16 protein-coding genes are annotated in these 18147 nt (G+C 30.0%); 1 reads left to right on the top strand and 15 read right to left on the bottom strand.

Annotation, left to right across the window (positions count from 1 at the left end):
• Positions 1 to 230 precede the first annotated feature (230 nt).
• The 4 genes from codY to AXY43_RS21105 form a co-directional block, all read right to left on the bottom strand.
• Positions 231 to 1007 carry a GTP-sensing pleiotropic transcriptional regulator CodY gene (gene codY / locus AXY43_RS21120; RefSeq protein ID WP_011968524.1) on the bottom strand — a complete coding sequence of 259 codons (777 nt, stop codon included), beginning with the start codon at positions 1005 to 1007 and terminating at the stop codon, positions 231 to 233.
• A gap of 208 nt (positions 1008 to 1215) precedes the next feature.
• The gene (topA, locus tag AXY43_RS21115) at positions 1216 to 3309 is read right to left on the bottom strand and encodes a type I DNA topoisomerase (protein WP_039772254.1); all 2094 of its coding nucleotides are present in this window, start codon (positions 3307 to 3309) and stop codon (positions 1216 to 1218) included.
• A gap of 46 nt (positions 3310 to 3355) precedes the next feature.
• A complete protein-coding gene (gene dprA, locus AXY43_RS21110; protein ID WP_011968522.1) occupies positions 3356 to 4411 on the bottom strand; it encodes a DNA-processing protein DprA in 1056 nt (351 codons plus the stop codon).
• 22 nt (positions 4412 to 4433) lie between these two features.
• Entirely contained in the window at positions 4434 to 5954 is a 1521-nt protein-coding gene (locus AXY43_RS21105) for a YifB family Mg chelatase-like AAA ATPase (RefSeq protein ID WP_011968521.1), read from the bottom strand.
• Between the two features lie 161 nt (positions 5955 to 6115).
• On the opposite strand from AXY43_RS21105, the gene AXY43_RS21100 reads away from it, so the two are divergent.
• On the top strand, positions 6116 to 6487 hold the full coding sequence (locus tag AXY43_RS21100; protein ID WP_039772257.1) for a YraN family protein: 372 nt from the start codon (positions 6116 to 6118) through the stop codon (positions 6485 to 6487).
• A gap of 190 nt (positions 6488 to 6677) precedes the next feature.
• On the opposite strand, the gene AXY43_RS21095 is transcribed toward AXY43_RS21100, so the two are convergent.
• The 11 genes from AXY43_RS21095 to smc form a co-directional block, all read right to left on the bottom strand.
• A complete protein-coding gene (locus AXY43_RS21095; RefSeq protein ID WP_105412112.1) occupies positions 6678 to 7490 on the bottom strand; it encodes a ribonuclease HII in 813 nt (270 codons plus the stop codon).
• Entirely contained in the window at positions 7477 to 8340 is an 864-nt protein-coding gene (gene ylqF / locus AXY43_RS21090) for a ribosome biogenesis GTPase YlqF (RefSeq protein ID WP_017210748.1), read from the bottom strand. The genes AXY43_RS21095 and ylqF overlap by 14 nt, the downstream gene beginning before the upstream one ends.
• 217 nt (positions 8341 to 8557) lie before the next feature.
• The gene (rplS, locus tag AXY43_RS21085) at positions 8558 to 8908 is read right to left on the bottom strand and encodes a 50S ribosomal protein L19 (RefSeq protein WP_017210749.1); all 351 of its coding nucleotides are present in this window, start codon (positions 8906 to 8908) and stop codon (positions 8558 to 8560) included.
• 123 nt (positions 8909 to 9031) lie between these two features.
• Entirely contained in the window at positions 9032 to 9751 is a 720-nt protein-coding gene (gene trmD, locus AXY43_RS21080) for a tRNA (guanosine(37)-N1)-methyltransferase TrmD (protein ID WP_011968516.1), read from the bottom strand.
• Complete coding sequence (gene rimM, locus AXY43_RS21075; protein ID WP_077869953.1) at positions 9741 to 10238, bottom strand: ribosome maturation factor RimM; 498 nt, start codon at positions 10236 to 10238, stop codon at positions 9741 to 9743. The genes trmD and rimM overlap by 11 nt, the downstream gene beginning before the upstream one ends.
• Positions 10239 to 10757: 519 nt before the next feature.
• Positions 10758 to 10985 carry a KH domain-containing protein gene (locus AXY43_RS21070; protein ID WP_011968514.1) on the bottom strand — a complete coding sequence of 76 codons (228 nt, stop codon included), beginning with the start codon at positions 10983 to 10985 and terminating at the stop codon, positions 10758 to 10760.
• A 48-nt stretch (positions 10986 to 11033) separates the two neighbouring features.
• Positions 11034 to 11279 (bottom strand): 30S ribosomal protein S16, encoded by a 246-nt coding sequence (rpsP, locus tag AXY43_RS21065; RefSeq protein ID WP_008424801.1) that lies wholly within the window; start codon positions 11277 to 11279, stop codon positions 11034 to 11036.
• A gap of 52 nt (positions 11280 to 11331) precedes the next feature.
• Positions 11332 to 12684: a signal recognition particle protein gene (gene ffh, locus AXY43_RS21060; protein WP_011968513.1), complete on the bottom strand. Its 1353-nt coding sequence runs from the start codon at positions 12682 to 12684 to the stop codon at positions 11332 to 11334.
• A gap of 12 nt (positions 12685 to 12696) precedes the next feature.
• Positions 12697 to 13026 (bottom strand): putative DNA-binding protein, encoded by a 330-nt coding sequence (locus tag AXY43_RS21055; protein WP_065415735.1) that lies wholly within the window; start codon positions 13024 to 13026, stop codon positions 12697 to 12699.
• A 514-nt stretch (positions 13027 to 13540) separates the two neighbouring features.
• The gene (gene ftsY, locus AXY43_RS21050; protein ID WP_077305277.1) at positions 13541 to 14449 is read right to left on the bottom strand and encodes a signal recognition particle-docking protein FtsY; all 909 of its coding nucleotides are present in this window, start codon (positions 14447 to 14449) and stop codon (positions 13541 to 13543) included.
• A gap of 138 nt (positions 14450 to 14587) precedes the next feature.
• Positions 14588 to 18145, bottom strand: coding sequence for a chromosome segregation protein SMC (gene smc / locus AXY43_RS21045; RefSeq protein WP_105412111.1), 3558 nt, complete (start codon positions 18143 to 18145; stop codon positions 14588 to 14590).
• Positions 18146 to 18147 lie beyond the last annotated feature (2 nt).

Genomic DNA, 18147 nt, shown 5'->3' with positions numbered 1-18147 from the left:
TTTCTTTTAGAAGAAAATCTCTGAAGCTGTTAAGCAAGAGTTTTTTACGCTTCTGCCTTTTCAAACACATGTAAGAAAAATCTAGCTGGCGAATACGATTTATTTTTTATTCTTTCAGATACTCCCCTAGTTAATTCCCCGTCAAAAAAGTTGTTCACAGATTTTACTGAATTATAAATTCCAAAAGAATAAAAAATAGCTATAGACCATTACTTGTCTATAGCTATCTATTATTTAATCTTTTTTAACTCATCTATTAGCTTTTCATTTAATATTCTAATATAAGTACCTTTCATTCCAAGTGATCTTGATTCAATAACTCCTGCGCTTTCAAATTTTCTAAGTGCATTTACTATAACGCTTCTAGTTATACCAACTTTATCCGCTATCTTTGAAGCCACTAAAAGTCCTTCATTTCCATTTAACTCATCAAAAATATGTTCAACTGCTTCCAATTCTGAGTACGAAAGAGTTCCTATAGCTAACTGAACTACTGCTTTTTTTCTAGTATCTTCTGTTATTTCATCCTGCATAGCTCTAAGCATTTCCATACCTACAATCGTTGCACTATATTCTACTATAACTAAGTCCTCATCAGTAAATGGATTACCGAATCTAGCTAAAATTAATGTTCCTAGTCTTTCTCTACTTCCTATAATAGGAACTATTGTTGATAGCTTATCTACCTTCTTGCACTTACCAATCTCTTGAAATACACATCTGCCTTCATTAGGGAGATTAGATAATGTTTCATTAACTTCCAACAATGTCTTATTATAATCTTCTGGAAATTTTTTATCCTCTATTACTTTTTTCTTCATGGCTTCACATTCAAAATCTTTACCAAAAGTATATCCAAGTACTTTCCCTTTTTTGCTTATTATGTACACATTACATTCAAGAACTTCACTTAATAATGTACATATATCTTGAAACGCTACAGGTTCTGTACCAGATTTCTGCAGAATCTTATTTAACATTCTAGTTTTAGTTAATAATGATGACATATTATAATCCTCCTTGGCAGCTGTATAACAATATTATTTAGCAAAAGAATATTATTGTTAGAAAATTCTTAATTTATTGAATTTTTTTACAAGTTGCTACCAAGACTAGTTTATCATATAAAATCTTGCTTTTCAACACTCTTTTTATTAGATTCGACAAAATAATATCACTTATTTACTTATAAAGCTGTTTTCTTCGTATTTATTTCTACTCTTCTTTTGAGTTATCTTTTTTTACTTCTTCTTTATAATTACACTCACTATTTGAGCATTGTATATAGTTTCCTTTTGTTTTCGAATACTTTGCTACCATATAGGAATTACAATTAGGACATTTTTCTTTTACTGGTTCATACCAACTTACAAATTTACATTCAGGGTAACCTAAGCATCCAAAGAATTTCTTTCCCTTTTTGCTCTTCTTAGCTACAATTGGTTTTCCACATTCAGGACATGGAACATCTAATTCCTCAACTATAGGTTTAGCATTCTTACACTCCGGATATCCAGGACATGCCAAAAATTCTCCAAACCTTCCTCTTTTAATAACCATCATCCGACCGCATTTTTCACATTTTACATCGCTGACCTTATCTTCAATTACTACTTTAGATATTTCTTTTTCAGCCTTTTCAATAGCAACTTTTAGCGGACTAAAAAATTCCTCTACTATTTGAGTCCAATTCTCAGATCCTTCTTCTACATCATCAAGCTTTCTCTCCATATCTGCCGTAAAATCAACATCAACTATTTGCCTAAAATATTCACTTACAATATTATTTACTATTTCACCAAGTTCAGTTGGAATTAGATTCTTCTTTTCACGAATAACATAATTCCTTCCTAGAAGAGTTGAAATTGTTGGAACATAAGTACTAGGTCTGCCTATACCTTTTTCTTCTAATAATTTAACAAAAGATGCTTCAGTATACCTTGGCTGTGGTTGTGTAAAATGTTGTGTTCCATTTAGTGATTCCACTTTTAACTCTTCATTTTCCTTAAGCTCTGGTAATATTACAGAATTCTCATCTTCTTCATTTGAGTATTCATATATTTTCATAAAACCATCAAAAGAGATTACTGAACCAGATGCTTTAAATTTATAGTCTCCATTTTCTATATCTATTGAGTGTGTATTTAATTCGCATGACGCCATTTGACTTGCAACAAATCTATTCCATATTAGAGAATACAATTTATATTGCTCTGGATTTAAATTTTCTTTAGCAATTTCAGGTGTAATCTCTACATAAGTAGGTCTTATCGCTTCATGAGCATCCTGAATATTTTTCTTACCTTTATATACTCTAGGAGCACCTGGAAGATACTCTTTTCCATAAGTACCTTCTATAAATTCTTTTGCGCTTTCTTGAGCCTCTTCTGAAATTCTTACCGAATCAGTTCTCATGTATGTTATCAATCCGACTGTACCATAATTTTTAACTTCAACACCTTCATAAAGAACTTGCGCAATCGACATGGTTCTTTTTGTCATGAAATTTAATTTTCTATTTGCATCCTGTTGAAGAGTACTTGTTGTAAAAGGTGGAAGCGGATTTCTATTTTTCTTACCTTTTTTTATACTTTTTACTACAAAGTTTCCCTTATTAAGCTCTTTTATAATTCCATTTGATGTTTCTTCATTTCCAATCTCAATCTTCTTTCCTTTATATGTTGATAGCCTAACTGGAAATTTCTTTTTTTCTTTTTTAAGTGTACAGTCTATTGACCAATATTCCTTTGGTATAAATTCATTTATTTCCTTTTCTCTGTCACAAATCAATTTTAAAGCAGCTGATTGTACTCTTCCTGCACTAAGTCCCCACTTTACATTTTTCCATAAAATCGGACTTATTTCATAACCAACAAGTCTATCTAATATTCTTCTTGCTTGTTGGGCATCAACTAAATCCAAGTCTATTTTTCTAGCTTGTTTTATAGAGGCTTTTACAGCTGTCTTTGTAACCTCATTAAATACAATTCTGCATGTTTCATCCTCTGAAATTTTTAATATATTGGCTAAATGCCACGAAATCGCTTCACCTTCTCTATCGGGGTCGGTTGCGAGATAAACCTTTTCTGCTTTTTTTGCAGCCTTTCTTAGTTTATCTATTAATTCTCCTTTTCCTCTAATAGTTATATACTTAGGAGTATAGTTATTTTCTATATCAACACCTAATGTACTCTTAGGTAAATCTCTTACGTGTCCCATTGATGCTTCTACAATATAATTCTTACCCAAATATTTGCCGATTGTTTTTGCTTTAGCCGGCGACTCAACAATTACAAGTTTTTGACCCATAGTATAACTCCATAAAATTTATGAAGTATTCACCCCCTACACATTTTTAAATTGTTTTCACATAGTAATTTCCCGGTAGACAAATAATTTCACTTTTTATTTGCATTTCAAATAATAATGCGTATAAAGCTCCTCTATCAACAGACGTATTTTTAAAAATATCATCTATGTGAATTGGTGAATCTGTAATTAACTCTAGTATTTCACTTTTCTCTGGTGTAAAATTCATTGGTTGAATTTCAATATGTTCTAAACTAAGTAAAACTCTTAAATCCTCTATATCAGTACATATACTAGCACCATCTCTAATCAGTTTGTTAGAGCCACTTGCTCCAGCATATAATATAGAGCCTGGAACAGCAATAACTTTTTTCTCCTGCTGCTGCGCAAGTCTAGCTGTTATTAAAGATCCGCTTTTTTCTGAAGCTTCTATAACTATTACGCCATCACTAAGACCACTAATTATTCTATTCCTTTTAGGAAAGTTTTCTCTTAATGGCGCTGTACCAAGTAAAAATTCTGAAATTACTACGCCTTTTTCTGCTATTTTAGAAAACAACATTTTATTTTCAGATGGATAAGTTCTATCTATTCCACATCCTAATACGCATATGTTATATCCATCATTCTCTAAAGCTGTTTTATGTGCAATTGAATCAATTCCTCTTGCACCTCCGCTTATAAGCGTTATATTATTAGTAATAAGCTCCTTTGTCAAGAGTTTTGTTACAGTTAGTCCATAATTTGAGCATTTTCTTGCCCCTACTACACCTATAGATTTATTATTTATAATGTCTATATTTCCAATATAAAAAAGGAAATAAGGGGGATTTAAAATCCCGCTCAATTTCTCTTTATATAAAGGATTAGAGTATGTTATATATCCTATATTTTTTTTATATAATGTTTCTTCTAATTTTAAAACTTCATAGTATAAATCATCTTTTTGAAAATTTTTTAATTTTTTAGATATTGTTTCATTTTCTTTTAATATCTCCTCAAAATTATTATATACATTTTCTGCTGTTTTATATTTATTTATTAATTTTATTTTTTGAAAACTTGTTATATCAATAAGTATTAACCACAATTCATAATTCATTTATACATGTTCCCTTCTAAACCTATATAATTTCTCCATTAATATTTTTCCTATAACTAAAAGCTTCTAGAATATGAAACTCTAAAATATCCTTTTGATTGTCTATATCTGCTATAGTTCTTGCCAATTTTATTACTTTTCCATACCCTCTTAATGATACACTTGATGTGTTATAATATTTTTTTAGAAGCTCTGAACATTTCTTACTAACCCTGCAAATTTCAAAGATATCCTTTCCTTTTATATCTGAATTATATTTATAAACTGTATTCTTAAATCTTAGTTTTTGTATTTCTCTAGCTCTAAGTACATTTTCTTTCATAGCTTTCGAATCGTATGAATCTTTCTTGTTTTCTATTTCATCATAATTGAGTCTAGGTACGTAATTTAATATATCAATCCTATCTAGCAAAGCGCTTGAAAATTTCCTAGAATATTTAGTAATTTTAGTATTCAAATAATATTTGCTATCATTAAAATCTTTATCCTCATTGTTTTCTACTGGATTAAACGCTCCAATTAGTAAAAAATCAGCAGGCATTTGATAACTTCCACTAAGCCTATTAATATTCACATTTTTTTCTTCAAGAGGTTCTCTTAGAGATTCAAGAACATCCTTCTTAAACTCCAAAATTTCATCTAAAAATAGCACACCATTATGTGCAAGAGTTATTTCCCCTGGCCTTATTTCTTTTCCTCCACCAATTAATGCTATTCTTGTAGTTGTATGATGTGGCGCTCTAAAAGGTCTGTTAAGACGAGAAATCCTTGTCATAAGACCACATGCACTATATATTTTGGCAATCTCTATTAATTCCTCTTGAGATAAAGATGGTAAAATTGAAATTAATGCTTTAGCAAGCATTGTTTTACCACATCCTGGCTCTCCATAAAGAATTATATTGTGTTTTCCAGCTGCTGCAATCTCTAATGCTCTTTTAGAAGAATACTGTCCTATAATATCTCCGTAATCTGGCGAATCTAATATTTCTTCATCTTTTCCATCTTCATCTATCTCATAAGGAAGCATATCTTCATATGTAATGTGCGAGACTACTTCTTTTAAACTTTTTAATGGGTAATATTCAACATTCTTAAAATAATAACTTTCTTCTAAGTTTTCATAAGGAAAGATAAATTTTCTAATTTCCTTCCTTGCTCCTTCAATTATTATAGGTATAGTACCTTTTACCCCTTTAAGCTCACCAAATAGAGATAATTCTCCGAATATAATATAATCCTCTAAATTCTTTCTGCAAATCTGATTTGATTCCATTAGTATACCAATCGCGATTGGTAAATCTAAAAGAGATCCAATTTTTCTCACATCCGCCGGAGCCAGATTAATAGTAATTCTACCTAATGGAAATTCAAATCCACAGTTTAATATTGCGGCTCTAACTCTTTCTTTTGCTTCTTTTACTGAAGTGTCTGGAAGGCCCACAATATTAAATACCGGTAAGCCTTTAGATATATCTACCTCTACTTTTATTAAAAAACCTTCTAATCCATTGTGCGTTGCACTAATTATTTTTACTGCCATATAAATCACCTACTAAAAATTATAGACATACATTCAAATATTAATTCCACAAAAATACATTTGTTATATTTATTTTTTAATTGTTAATAATTCAAAGATATAATAGCAATACAGTTAGTAATTTTTAATATATTTCAGTAAATAAAATTGGAAGTGATATAGTGAAAAAAATAAATAAAGATATAGGTAATTTCAGCGAAGATTTAGCCAAGAAATATTTAGAAAAGAATGATTATAGTATTTTAGATTGTAATTTCAAAAACTTTTTAGGCGAAATTGATATTATATGCAAAAAGAATAATTTATTAATTATCGTGGAAGTTAAGAGTAGATATAATAATAATTATGGATTGCCAAGAGAATCTGTTAACTTTTCAAAACAAAGATCCATAATAAAAGTAGCTAATTCTTATATTAATTATAAAAGATTACCTAATATTAATGTTAGATTTGATGTCATTGAAGTTTATCTAAATTTAGAAAGTACAAATTTTAAAATAAACCACATAAAAGATGCCTTTAGACTCAACTAATTACTTAACTCACTTGAGTTTTTCTAGCCCTTTTTGTATCCCCTTAATGTATGATCATTGCTACAGCATATAAAATAAAAAAGTCTATAAGAATATTATTTATTTTAATATTCTTATAGACTTCAAATCAACTTCTTTATCTTAAACACATAAATACCATTCATATAAATTTCATTTGACCAAAACTTAATTACAATAATTTTGTTAAAAAGCTATTTCTATGAATGTCGCTTTTTCCGTATTTTTTTAGACCTTCTATATGTTTTGCTGTGCCATATCCGACATTATTTTCAAAGTCATAATGTGGATATTTCTTAGCATACTCTTTCATAAGTCTATCTCTATACACTTTTGCCACAATTGACGCCGCAGCAATACTAGCACTTTTTGTATCACCCTTTATGACAGATTTATTCTCTATACCAATGTTCTTAATTAAATAGCCATCAGATAATACTAAATCAGGTTTTATACTAAGTGCATTACAACTTTCTAAAAACACTTTATTATTTGCAAAAGCTATTCCTTTTTCATCAATTTCTTTATTAGAAGAAACTGCTATTTGATAACTTAATGCCTTTTCTTTTATAATTTCAGAAAGTTCTTCCCTTTTATGCTCTTTTACTTTTTTTGAATCATTTATATATAAGATTAAATCTTTTTCTAAAACATTTAAATCAAGAATAACACTACAAGCTACGATAGGACCTGCAAGAGGTCCTCTACCAACTTCATCTACACCAGCTATATATCGATAACTTCCAAATGATTTATCAAACTCATACATTGTTTTGACTCTTTTAACTTCATTTAAATATGATTCTAAATCTTTCTCAATCTTTTTCTTAAGTGATAATACATTTTTCCTTTTATCTTCTTCTAGCCAGTTTATAACTTTTGTATGTTCACCATTTCTATATAAATCAACTATAGATAACTTATGTATTTCTTCCTTAATTTCCGCAAATGATAGCGATCTTATATCTTCATTAAACTGTATCATTTTCTTCTATTGGGCGCTCCAATGTGATATTGCCCATTTTTCCTCCCCTGAATTCGTCAAGTAGTATAACAGCTATTCTATTATAGTCAATTTGTCCTCCAGAAATTAAAGTACCTCTTTTTTTGCCTATAGCATCTAGTGTATCTAATGGATTTTCAAAAACTTCTTTAAGTTTATATCTTTCTTTTAATTTCTCTTCATAATTAGTTTGTAATTTTTCAACAAGTTTCAAAGCTAATTCTTCTATATCCATTATTTCATCTTTTATAGCACCAGTAAAAGCTAAATTCAAAGCTGTTTCATCATCTTCAAATCTAGGCCATAACACTCCTGGTGTATCTAGCATTTCAATCCCAATTCCTGTTTTAATCCATTGTTTGCTCTTAGTAACTCCTGGCCTGTCACCTGTTTTAGCTATATTATTTCTCGCCATTTTATTGATAAATGTAGATTTTCCTACGTTAGGTATTCCAACAACCATTACTCTCATTGTTATATTAACCATACCTTTTGCCTTTAATCTATCATGCTTTTCCTTAAGTAATGCTAATAATGTAGGCTTTATATTCTTAAGTCCATCACCTTTTAAACAATTAACCTCTAATACTTTAACATCATCTTTGGTTAAATAACTTATCCACTCTTTTGTAACTTTGCCATCGGTTAAATCACTCTTATTTAAAAGTATAATTCTTGGTTTTCCCTCTAACAATTTTTCAATATCAGGATTTGCAGAACTCCTTGGAATTCTAGCATCTCTTATTTCAATTACAGCATCTACCAATTTCAAGTTTTCTTTAATTTCTCTTTGGGTTTTTTTCATATGTCCCGGAAACCAATTAATTGCCATATGAATTCCTCCTTAAATTTATTTTTCAGTTCACAATGCACATTTCATACCCTTTAAGGCACCCTGTAGAAAATTATAATAAAATCACTTAGACTTCTATTATTAGAAAATTCCTTGAATTTTCAATCCTTAATTGTACACTGTACATTAATCACATATTAATATTAATTTTCTCATATAATAAAAAAAAGGACTGAAACAGTCCCCTTTTTAAATACTATCTAGTTAATAATTCTTTAACTTTAGCAGACTTACCAACTCTATCTCTTAAGTAGTAAAGTTTAGCTCTTCTAACTTTACCTTTTCTAGCGATTTCAATTTTGTCGATGATTGGTGCATTCATTGGGAATGTTCTTTCAACTCCAGTTCCGTAAGCAACTCTTCTTACAGTGAAAGTTTCTCTTAAACCACCATTTTGTTTTTTGATAACAGTACCTTCGAACATTTGAATTCTTTCTTTGTTACCTTCTTGAATCTTAACGTATACCTTTATAGTATCCCCGATAGCAAATTTAGGTAAGTCAGTTCTGATTTGTTCAGCTTCTATAGCTCTTATTATTTCGTTCATTGTGCATTCCCTCCTTAACGATAATTTGACGTTCTTAACACATATGTATGACAGCGGAACGCCCGTACTAGCACAAATTTAATATTATCATATATTTTTTTATATTTCAACAAAAATTATTTATTATTTATTATTTTTATTTTTTAATATTTTAATATCTTCTTTGGTTAATGTAATTTTCTTATATAAATCGGGTCTAATCTTCTTTGTTACCTCAAGAGACTTAAGTCTTCTCCATTTTCTTATATTTTCATGATGCCCAGATAGCAGAATTTCAGGCACTTTATCTCCTTCAAACTCCTCTGGTCTAGTGTATTGGGGATATTCTAAAAGCCCATTATAAAATGATTCTTCCATAAAGCTCTCTTCTTTTCCCAAAACACCTGGAATTAATCTTAATATACAATCAATGACCGGAATTGCAGCCATCTCTCCACCAGTCAACACAAAATCTCCAAGTGAAATCTCCATATCTATATGCTTATAAACTCTTTCATCTATTCCTTCATAATGTCCACATAAAAATATAAGCCCTTCTTCCTTAGAAAGCTCTTTAGCAATCTCTTGGTTAAAGGTTTTTCCTCTCGGCCCTAAGAAAACAACCTTCCCTTTATTACTTAACTTTGCATCCCTTATAGTATCAACTATGGGCTGAGGCGCCATAACCATTCCAGCACCGCCACCATAAGGATAATCATCAACTTTTTTATGTTTGTTTAATGTATAATCTCTTATGTTTAGCGTTTCTAAATCCACTATGTTATTTTCTCTTGCTCTTCCTATTATACTATGATCGAAAATAGAAAACATTTCTGGAAATAACGTTAATATGCTAATCTTCATCTTGCCATTCACCTACTGGCTTAATAATGATTTTTTTCAATTTTATATCTATATCTAGAACTATATCTCTAAGAACTGGTATTAATAGTTCCTTAGGTTCCTTAATCCAATATACATCATTGTTAGGAGTGCTTATTACATCGAAAATTCTTCCAATTTCTTTTTCATTAATATCATATATAGTACATTCTTTTAAATCAGAAACATAATATGTGTCAGGTGGAAGTTCTGGCTCATTTTCGCGTGGTATTTCAATATATTTTTGTTTATAAGTTTCAGCATCATTCATAGAGTCTATACCTTCAATTTTTAGTATCACTCTATCTTTTTGAAATTTAACTCCTAATATTTTCTTTTCCTCTCCACCTACTAAAACAGTTTCTAGACGTTTAAATTTATTCACATCTTCTGTTAGAGGATAGACTTTAACTTCGCCTTTAATTCCATGTGTATTTATAATCTGACCAATTTTAAATAAATTTCCCACTCTTTTCACCTCATTTTAGGCATAAGAAGAATAATGGCATAAAATAACTTAGAGACGCGTATGACGAAAAATAGACCAGCATACTGACTTGTTGTTATTTTTAATAGTATCTTATACTGAAATCCATTATTTTTTTTGATTATGCCCTATATAAATTATTATATACTTTTTTCTTTGAACTCATTGTTAAAGATATTAAATTGCCTATATGATCTTAGTTTCACTTAACAAGTTCCGAATTGTTAATCGCACTCTTCTCATATACGTGTGCTTTTTCATATACGAATTAATCTTAATTGTGCTGACGCGCATTTTTATAGACAAAATGTTCGCGGTTGCGCTAACGCATCTTTTTTACAGTTAAATTATCTTAGTTGCGTTTACACACTTTTTTTATAAGCGAAATGTTCTCAATTGCGCTTACGCGCATCTTTTACATCAAATGATCTTGGTTGCGCTAACGCGCTTTTTTTATAGGTGTATATTTAAAAAGAGTTAGGTTACCCTAACTCTCAATTTTTAGATGATTTCTACTATAACTCGTTTATTCTGTTTAACTGCTGCAGCTTTTATAACTGTTCTTATAGCTTTCGCAATTCTTCCTTGCTTACCTATAATCTTACCCATATCTTCTGGTGCAACTTTTAATTCAAGTATTATGGATTGTTCTCCATCTACTTCATTAACAGTAACTGCATCTGGGTTATCAACAAGGGATTTAGCCATAAATTCAACTAATTCCTTCATAAACGCCTACAATTAGTATGTACTAACTGCAGAATTCACCTCCAAAAATTACTTAGTAAGACCTGCATTATTGAAAAGTCTCTTAACTACTTCTGTTGGTTGTGCTCCATTAGATAACCATTCATTAGCTTTTTCTTCGTTGATTTTAACTTCAACTGGTTCAGTTAATGGATTATAGTATCCAATTTCATCGATGAACTTACCATCTCTTGGTGCTCTTGAATCTGCAACAATTATTCTATAGAAAGGAGCTTTCTTAGCACCCATTCTTCTTAATCTGATTTTTACTGCCATTTTAATTTCACCTCCTTTAAAGGATAATAAATATATATTTTAACTCTAATGCTTAGAAAGGTAACTTGCCAAATAGGCCGCCTTTCTTTGCCTGCTTCTGGAATGACTTCATTTGCTTCATGTTCTTTTTCATCATTTCATAGCCCTTCATGAGTTTGTTAACTTCTTGTATATTAGTACCTGATCCTTTAGCTATTCTGCTTTTTCTTGATGGAGATTTTAGTATAAGACTTGGATTTCTTCTTTCTTTTAATGTCATTGATTGAATAATCGCCTTAGTCTTATCAAGAGCCTCAGTCCCCTTATCAAAGTCAACTCCTTGAAGTTCCTTTGAATTTAAGCCAGGTATCATTTCCATAATCTTATTTAAAGGTCCAAGTTTTTTCATCTGTTCCATTGCCATTAGATAATCCTCAAAGTTAAATTCTTGATTTAACATTCTCTTACCTAAATCAGCTGCTTCCTTTTCATCAATGGCTTCCTGAGCTTTTTCAATAAGCGATAATACATCACCCATTCCTAAAATTCTTGATGCCATTCTATCAGGATGGAACACTTCAAAATCATTCATTTTTTCGCCAACACCGGCATATTTGATTGGCTTATCAATTATAGTCTTAATTGACAGTGCAGCTCCGCCTCTAGTATCACCATCTAGTTTTGTTAAAATAACTCCACTTAAATCTAAATCATTATTAAAGTTTTCTGCAACATTGACAGCATCTTGACCTGTCATAGCATCAACAACTAATAATATTTCTGATGGGTTTACATTATCTTTTATATTTTTTAGTTCCTGCATTAATTCTTCATCAATGTGAAGTCTACCTGCAGTATCTATGATAACTACATTATTTCCATTATCTTTTGCATGAGTGATTGCATTCTTTGCAATTTCAACAGGGCTTACTTTATCTCCCATCGAAAATACTGGAATTTCGATTTGTTTTCCTACAACTTCTAATTGCTTTATAGCTGCTGGTCTATAAATATCGCAAGCTACTAATAATGGCTTTTTATTATTTTTTCTAAGGTTTAGCGCAAGTTTACCACACATAGTAGTTTTACCTGCTCCTTGTAATCCAACTAACATTATAACTGTAAGTCCTGAACTACTATAATTAAGTTTACTTTCAGTTCCACCCATAAGATTAGTAAGTTCTTCATTAACTATCTTTATTACATGTTGTCCTGGTGTTAGACTTTCAAGGACTTCACTTCCAACACATTTAGAACTAACAGAAGAAATAAATTGTTTAACAACTTTATAGTTAACATCTGCTTCTAGTAAGGCAAGCTTTACTTCTCTCATGGCTTCTTTTATATCTTTTTCAGTCAACTTTCCTTTACCTTTTAATTTTCTAAAAGTCTCCTGTAATTTTTCACCTAATCCTTCGAAAGCCATGTTTACTCCTCCTTATAAATTTTCTAGCTTTTCTTTATATTTTATAATATCCTCATCATCAATGGAATATTTATTTTTTAAGTGTTCTAAAAAATTCATAATTTCCTTTTTTCTATTTATACTCTTTTGAAGTAAGTTAAGTTTACGTTCATAGGAGAGAAGTTGTTTATAACATCTTTTGATTAAATCATGAATAGCCTGACGACTCGTTTGATTAAGCTCAGCTATTTCAGCTAACGATAAATCATCATTATAATACCACTGCATAATTTCACTTTGCTTTTCTGTTAATAACGGACCATAAAAATCCATAAGTAACGAAATCTCAACTCTATCTTCCATTTAATCACCTTACCCACAAAAGAGATTTTAACAGGATTATTTCAAAGTGTCAAGTATTTTTACTTAACACTTTGATTTTTTTACACCAAGGCTCTATATATCAAGTTTCTTAATGCAATTAATGACTTTTAAATTATATACGTTGCAAAAATAATTCTTCATCATAATTTTAAAAATATTACACGAATTTTAGCTATAATTATGAATTGTGAAATGTGCATTGTGAATCGCAATATATATATATTTATATTTTGTATATTCATAATCAAAAACCTTGAACCCCTGATGTTTCCAATAAATATTTACATATTTTCATATGTATATTTAAAAATATGAATCTTTGAAACTATTTTTATATAAATCTATGTACCTTTAAAAATGTGTTTATAGAAATATATTTTCATATAAATATTTAAACATAGTTTAATTTTTATATATTTTTCTAGAAATATTTTTAAGGCACATGAAAGAAATAATAGGCCAAACATACTGGCCTATTATTTCTTAGCTAACCCTATATTAATGCTTCAGCAAATCCTTCTGCATCAAATTTTTGAAGATCATCAATGCCTTCTCCAACTCCTATGTATCTAACAGGAATATTTAAGCTTTGTTTTATAGATAAAACAACACCACCTTTTGCTGTTCCATCTAATTTAGTTAATATTATTCCGTCTATCGGACAAGCTTCCATGAACTGCTTTGCTTGAATAACAGCATTTTGACCTGTTGTTGCATCTAAAACTAGTAACGTTTCTTTTCTATAGCCTTGCAATTCCCTGTCAATTATTCTGTTTATCTTTTCAAGCTCATTCATTAAGTTCTTCTTATTATGAAGCCTTCCAGCCGTATCACATATTAATAGATCAACATTTCTAGCCTTTGACGCTTCTATTGCATCGAAAACAACCGCAGCCGGATCCGATCCTTCCTGATGTTTGACTATATCAACTTCAGCTCTAGAACTCCATACTTCAAGCTGATCAATAGCAGCAGCTCTGAATGTATCAGCTGCAGCCAGTAATACTTTTTTTCCTTCTTGTTTATTCTTTGCTGCAAGTTTTCCTATAGATGTAGTTTTACCAACACCATTTACCCCAATTATAAGCATTACTTTCTTTTCTTTTTCGTCATCTTCATATGTACCTTCAAGTAATATATCTCTAATTACTTCCTTTAATGCCGGTTTTACTTCTTGAGGATCGTTTATTTTTTCTTTTCTGATTTTCCCCCTTAATCTTTCTATAATATCTACTGTTGTGTCCATACCGATATCAGACATGATTAATATTTCTTCTAATTCCTCATATAAATCCTCATCTATAGTTACTGCCAAATTTAAGGCCTCATTTATCTTATCGGTCAATCCATCTCTTGTCTTTGCTAATCCCTCTTTTAGTTTATTAAATAAATTTCCAAACAAATTCATTTCCTCCTAATTAAAATTTTCTACTCAAGTGAAACTTGATTTAAGATAAGTCATCTCATCTTAAATCTTAGTCTAACTAATCCAGAAGCTTGCAGCCGTTACCTCTTACTAAAAGTAGGAGGTTTACGGATGCTAGCTATCGGAAAAGTCTACTGAAACTACCTTTGATACACCTTTTTCTTCCATTGTTACTCCATATATAATATCACTTACCTCCATAGTTCCCTTTCTATGAGTTATAATTATAAATTGAGTATTTTTAGAAAACATTTTTAGGAACTCTGCATACCTATATACATTTGCATCATCTAAAGCCGCTTCTATTTCATCCAATATACAGAAAGGCGTTGGTTTCATCTTTAAAATTGCAAAAAGTAAAGCTATTGCAGATAGAACCTTCTCTCCACCAGACATCAGATTAATATTTTGAAGTTTTTTTCCTGGCGGCTCTACATTTATGTCAATATTGGCTGTAAGCTCATCACCTTCACCTAAAATAAGCTCAGCGCTTCCACCTTTAAACAAATCTTTAAAAGTTTTATCAAAATTATAATTCAATATTTTGAAGTTTTCTTTAAATAAACTTTTCATTTCATTAGTCATTTCTTCAATAACGGCATTTAATTCCCTTTTGGCATTTTCTAAATCCTCTGCCTGAGTAGACATAAACTCATACTTTTCTTTAATTTCTTCGTACTCTTCTATTGCTGCTAAATTTACTACTCCAAGTTTTGTTATCTTTCCTTTAGTAACAAAAATTTCTTGTTTCAAAGCTTCCTCATCAACTACTGGCTCACATTTATCTAATGCCTCTGCATAAGTTAATTCTAACTCTTCATTAAGTTTCTTATAAACATGCTCCCTATCATTTTCTTTCTTAGCTTTAATTACTTCTCGCTTATTAACTTCCATTTCTTTTAAGCTTACTTCATCCAAAATACCGCTTATTACATTATCTTTTTCTTTAAATTCTTGCTTTAACTTTTCTTTTAATATCTCATCATCTTTAAAGTTTACTTCTAAATTGCTGATATTAATATTATTTTCTTCAATATTCTTATTCTTAGCCTTTATATCTAAATTTAAACTTTCAATATTTTTTTTATTTTCCTCATTTTCATTATTTAAAAGTTCATTTTTAATCTCTAAATCCTTAATTTCTTTTTCTATTCTTAAAAATTCATTCTTTTTATTTTCTATTGCCTCATCCAACTTAGCCTTACTGATTTTCATTTCTGTAAGCTTAGTATCGCTATCGTTAACTTCTTGAACTTTGATTTTCATTAACTGTTCCAGTTCTATACTTTTGCTCTTGTTAGCTGTATTTTCACTTTCAATCACCTGAACTTCAGATTCTTTAGCTCTAATCTTTTCTAATATAGCTTCTCTTTCACCTGCTATTCTTTTTATTTCTTCTTTAGCAGTTTCTAGATTTCTCTTTAACTTATCCGTATCAGACTGTAACCCTTTAATCTCACTTTCCTTTTTTGTAAGTTCAATATTTTTCTCATGAACTTCATCCCTTTTATTCAGCATATCCTCATCTAGGTCTTGTATTTCTTTCTTGATATCTTGAACTAGTATTTTCAATTCCTCATATTTCTCCTTTTTATTGCTTATATCTAATACTAATTCTTCAATTTCTCTTTTTCTACCTAGAACATTTGAATTTTTCCCCTTTATGCTACCACCTGTTAACGCCCCCCCTGGATTTATGATTTCTCCATCCAAAGTAACGATTCTATAATTATATTTTCCGATTCTTGCGATATTAAGAGCGCAGTCCATATCACTGCAGATTATTGTTCTTCCTAGAGAATAATCCATTATATTTTTATACTCTTTATCATAAGATATTATGTCACTTGCAATCCCAATATATCCATTAGCTTCAGTTATACTTCTATCTAGTTCTAACTTCTTTCCTTTTATAATATTTAAAGGTAAAAATGTCGCTCTTCCTAGACTATTTTTTTTCAAATATCCTATAAGAACTTTTGCTATTTCTTCATTTTTTGTTATAACATTTGAAATCGCAGCACCTAAAGCTATTTCTATAGCAACTTCATACTTTTTACCTACAGTGAAAATTTCACCTAAGACTTTAGTATCATTTGCAGCCGTAATTCTTTCCCTATGAATTGATTCCATTAAAGATTTTACCGACCTGTTATATCCCTCATAATGCTTTTCCAAGTTTTCTAACATTGATCTATTTGCATCAAGTTTTGTTAAAGTCCCACTTAATTCTCTAAGCTCATTTTCTTTTTTAGTTAAATTTGCTGATAGAGAACCTATTTTTTTCTTATGCTCTACTATTTGCATATTTAGCAATTTTATATTGTCTTTATTCTTTTCAATTTCATTGGTCAGGTCTTTATAAGTCGCTAAATTAATAACAATATTATTTTCTAGAAAAGATATAGACGAATTTAGGGTTTCTTTTTTCTCTTCTCTTAGCGAGAGATCTTTATTTAGCATAGTAATCTCATTCTTCATATCTGAGTTACTTCTTAAAAGTTCAAATTCACCTTCTCTTAGAGATTTTATTTCTTCATCTATACTTTTAAGTTCCTTAGAACTTTTTATATTGTTTTCTTCTAAATTTACTATATCTTCTTCTCTTAATCTTTGTTCCTTTAGTCTTTCACTCAATTCGCTCTCTAATAATTTCTTGTTTTCATTAAGCTGATTTACCTTAACTAAAATATCATCCAGCTCATAATTATTCCTATTGATCTTTTCTTCAAAACTCTTAATTCTTTCTTTATAAAGTTCTATACTTTTTTCATCTTCACTAACAGTTTCTTTTAAGCTATAATATTTCTCTTTTTCTTCTAAATTCTTCTTTTCTAGCTTTTCTATTTTTATCTCTAGTTCTTTAAGTTGTGACTTATAACTAGATACTTCTTTACGCTTATCTTCAATTTCTTTAATTTTTAAATTCAAATCTTCATTGAACCCTTTTAATTCTTCTTCCATTTTGTCTATGGTATGTACTATAAGTGATACTTCTTTTTTCTTCAAATTATTAGATAAGTCAGTAAATTCTAATGCTTTCTCTCTTTCAATCCTTAGGGGTTCTATTCTCTCTTCGTAAGTTGACAGAATATCATTTATTCTAACTAAATTTTCATCTGTATTGCTTAACTTTTTCTCTGCTTCTTCTTTTCTATTTTTAAACTTTACAATACCTGCAGCTTCCTCTAAGAGATTTCTTCTATCTTCCGGCTTACCACTTAATATAGCTTCAATCTTACCTTGTCCAATTAGTGAGTAACCTTCCTTACCAATTCCTGTATCCATAAAAAGATTTATTACGTCTTTTAGCCTGCACTTTGAATTATTTATTAAATATTCCGATTCTCCTGATCTAAATATTCTTCTTGATACAACTACCTCGTTATATTCTGTCGCGAGCTTTTCATCACTATTATCAAGGGTTAGTGAAACCTGAGCAAGGCCCACTGGCTTTCTAAACTGCGTTCCTGCAAATATTACATCTTCCATTTTTCCGCCTCTTAGAACCTTAACGCTCTGTTCTCCCAGCACCCATCTTACCGCATCCGAAATATTACTCTTTCCACTTCCGTTAGGTCCTACAACAGCTGTAACGCCTTGTTTAAATTTTAATTCTGTTTTATCAGCAAAAGATTTAAATCCTCGTATTTCTAGAGATTTTAAAAACATGT

Origin of the sequence: Clostridium sp. MF28 (assembly GCF_002969175.1) — a bacterium.
GTDB lineage: Bacteria > Bacillota > Clostridia > Clostridiales > Clostridiaceae > Clostridium > Clostridium beijerinckii.
The sequence above is the reverse complement of the archived record's forward strand: the minus strand, read 5'-3'. Positions and strand labels throughout refer to the sequence as shown.

Bases quoted from the DNA above. Each gene is read 5' to 3' on its own strand.
- codY (WP_011968524.1), bottom strand. From the start codon at position 1,007: ATGTCATCATTATTAACTAAAACTAGAATGTTAAATAAGATTCTGCAG.
- topA (WP_039772254.1), bottom strand. From the start codon at position 3,309: ATGGGTCAAAAACTTGTAATTGTTGAGTCGCCGGCTAAAGCAAAAACA.
- dprA (WP_011968522.1), bottom strand. From the start codon at position 4,411: ATGAATTATGAATTGTGGTTAATACTTATTGATATAACAAGTTTTCAA.
- AXY43_RS21105 (WP_011968521.1), bottom strand. From the start codon at position 5,954: ATGGCAGTAAAAATAATTAGTGCAACGCACAATGGATTAGAAGGTTTT.
- AXY43_RS21095 (WP_105412112.1), bottom strand. From the start codon at position 7,490: ATGATACAGTTTAATGAAGATATAAGATCGCTATCATTTGCGGAAATT.
- ylqF (WP_017210748.1), bottom strand. From the start codon at position 8,340: ATGGCAATTAATTGGTTTCCGGGACATATGAAAAAAACCCAAAGAGAA.
- rplS (WP_017210749.1), bottom strand. From the start codon at position 8,908: ATGAACGAAATAATAAGAGCTATAGAAGCTGAACAAATCAGAACTGAC.
- trmD (WP_011968516.1), bottom strand. From the start codon at position 9,751: ATGAAGATTAGCATATTAACGTTATTTCCAGAAATGTTTTCTATTTTC.
- AXY43_RS21070 (WP_011968514.1), bottom strand. From the start codon at position 10,985: ATGAAGGAATTAGTTGAATTTATGGCTAAATCCCTTGTTGATAACCCA.
- rpsP (WP_008424801.1), bottom strand. From the start codon at position 11,279: ATGGCAGTAAAAATCAGATTAAGAAGAATGGGTGCTAAGAAAGCTCCT.
- ffh (WP_011968513.1), bottom strand. From the start codon at position 12,684: ATGGCTTTCGAAGGATTAGGTGAAAAATTACAGGAGACTTTTAGAAAA.
- AXY43_RS21055 (WP_065415735.1), bottom strand. From the start codon at position 13,026: ATGGAAGATAGAGTTGAGATTTCGTTACTTATGGATTTTTATGGTCCG.
- smc (WP_105412111.1), bottom strand. From the start codon at position 18,145: ATGTTTTTAAAATCTCTAGAAATACGAGGATTTAAATCTTTTGCTGAT.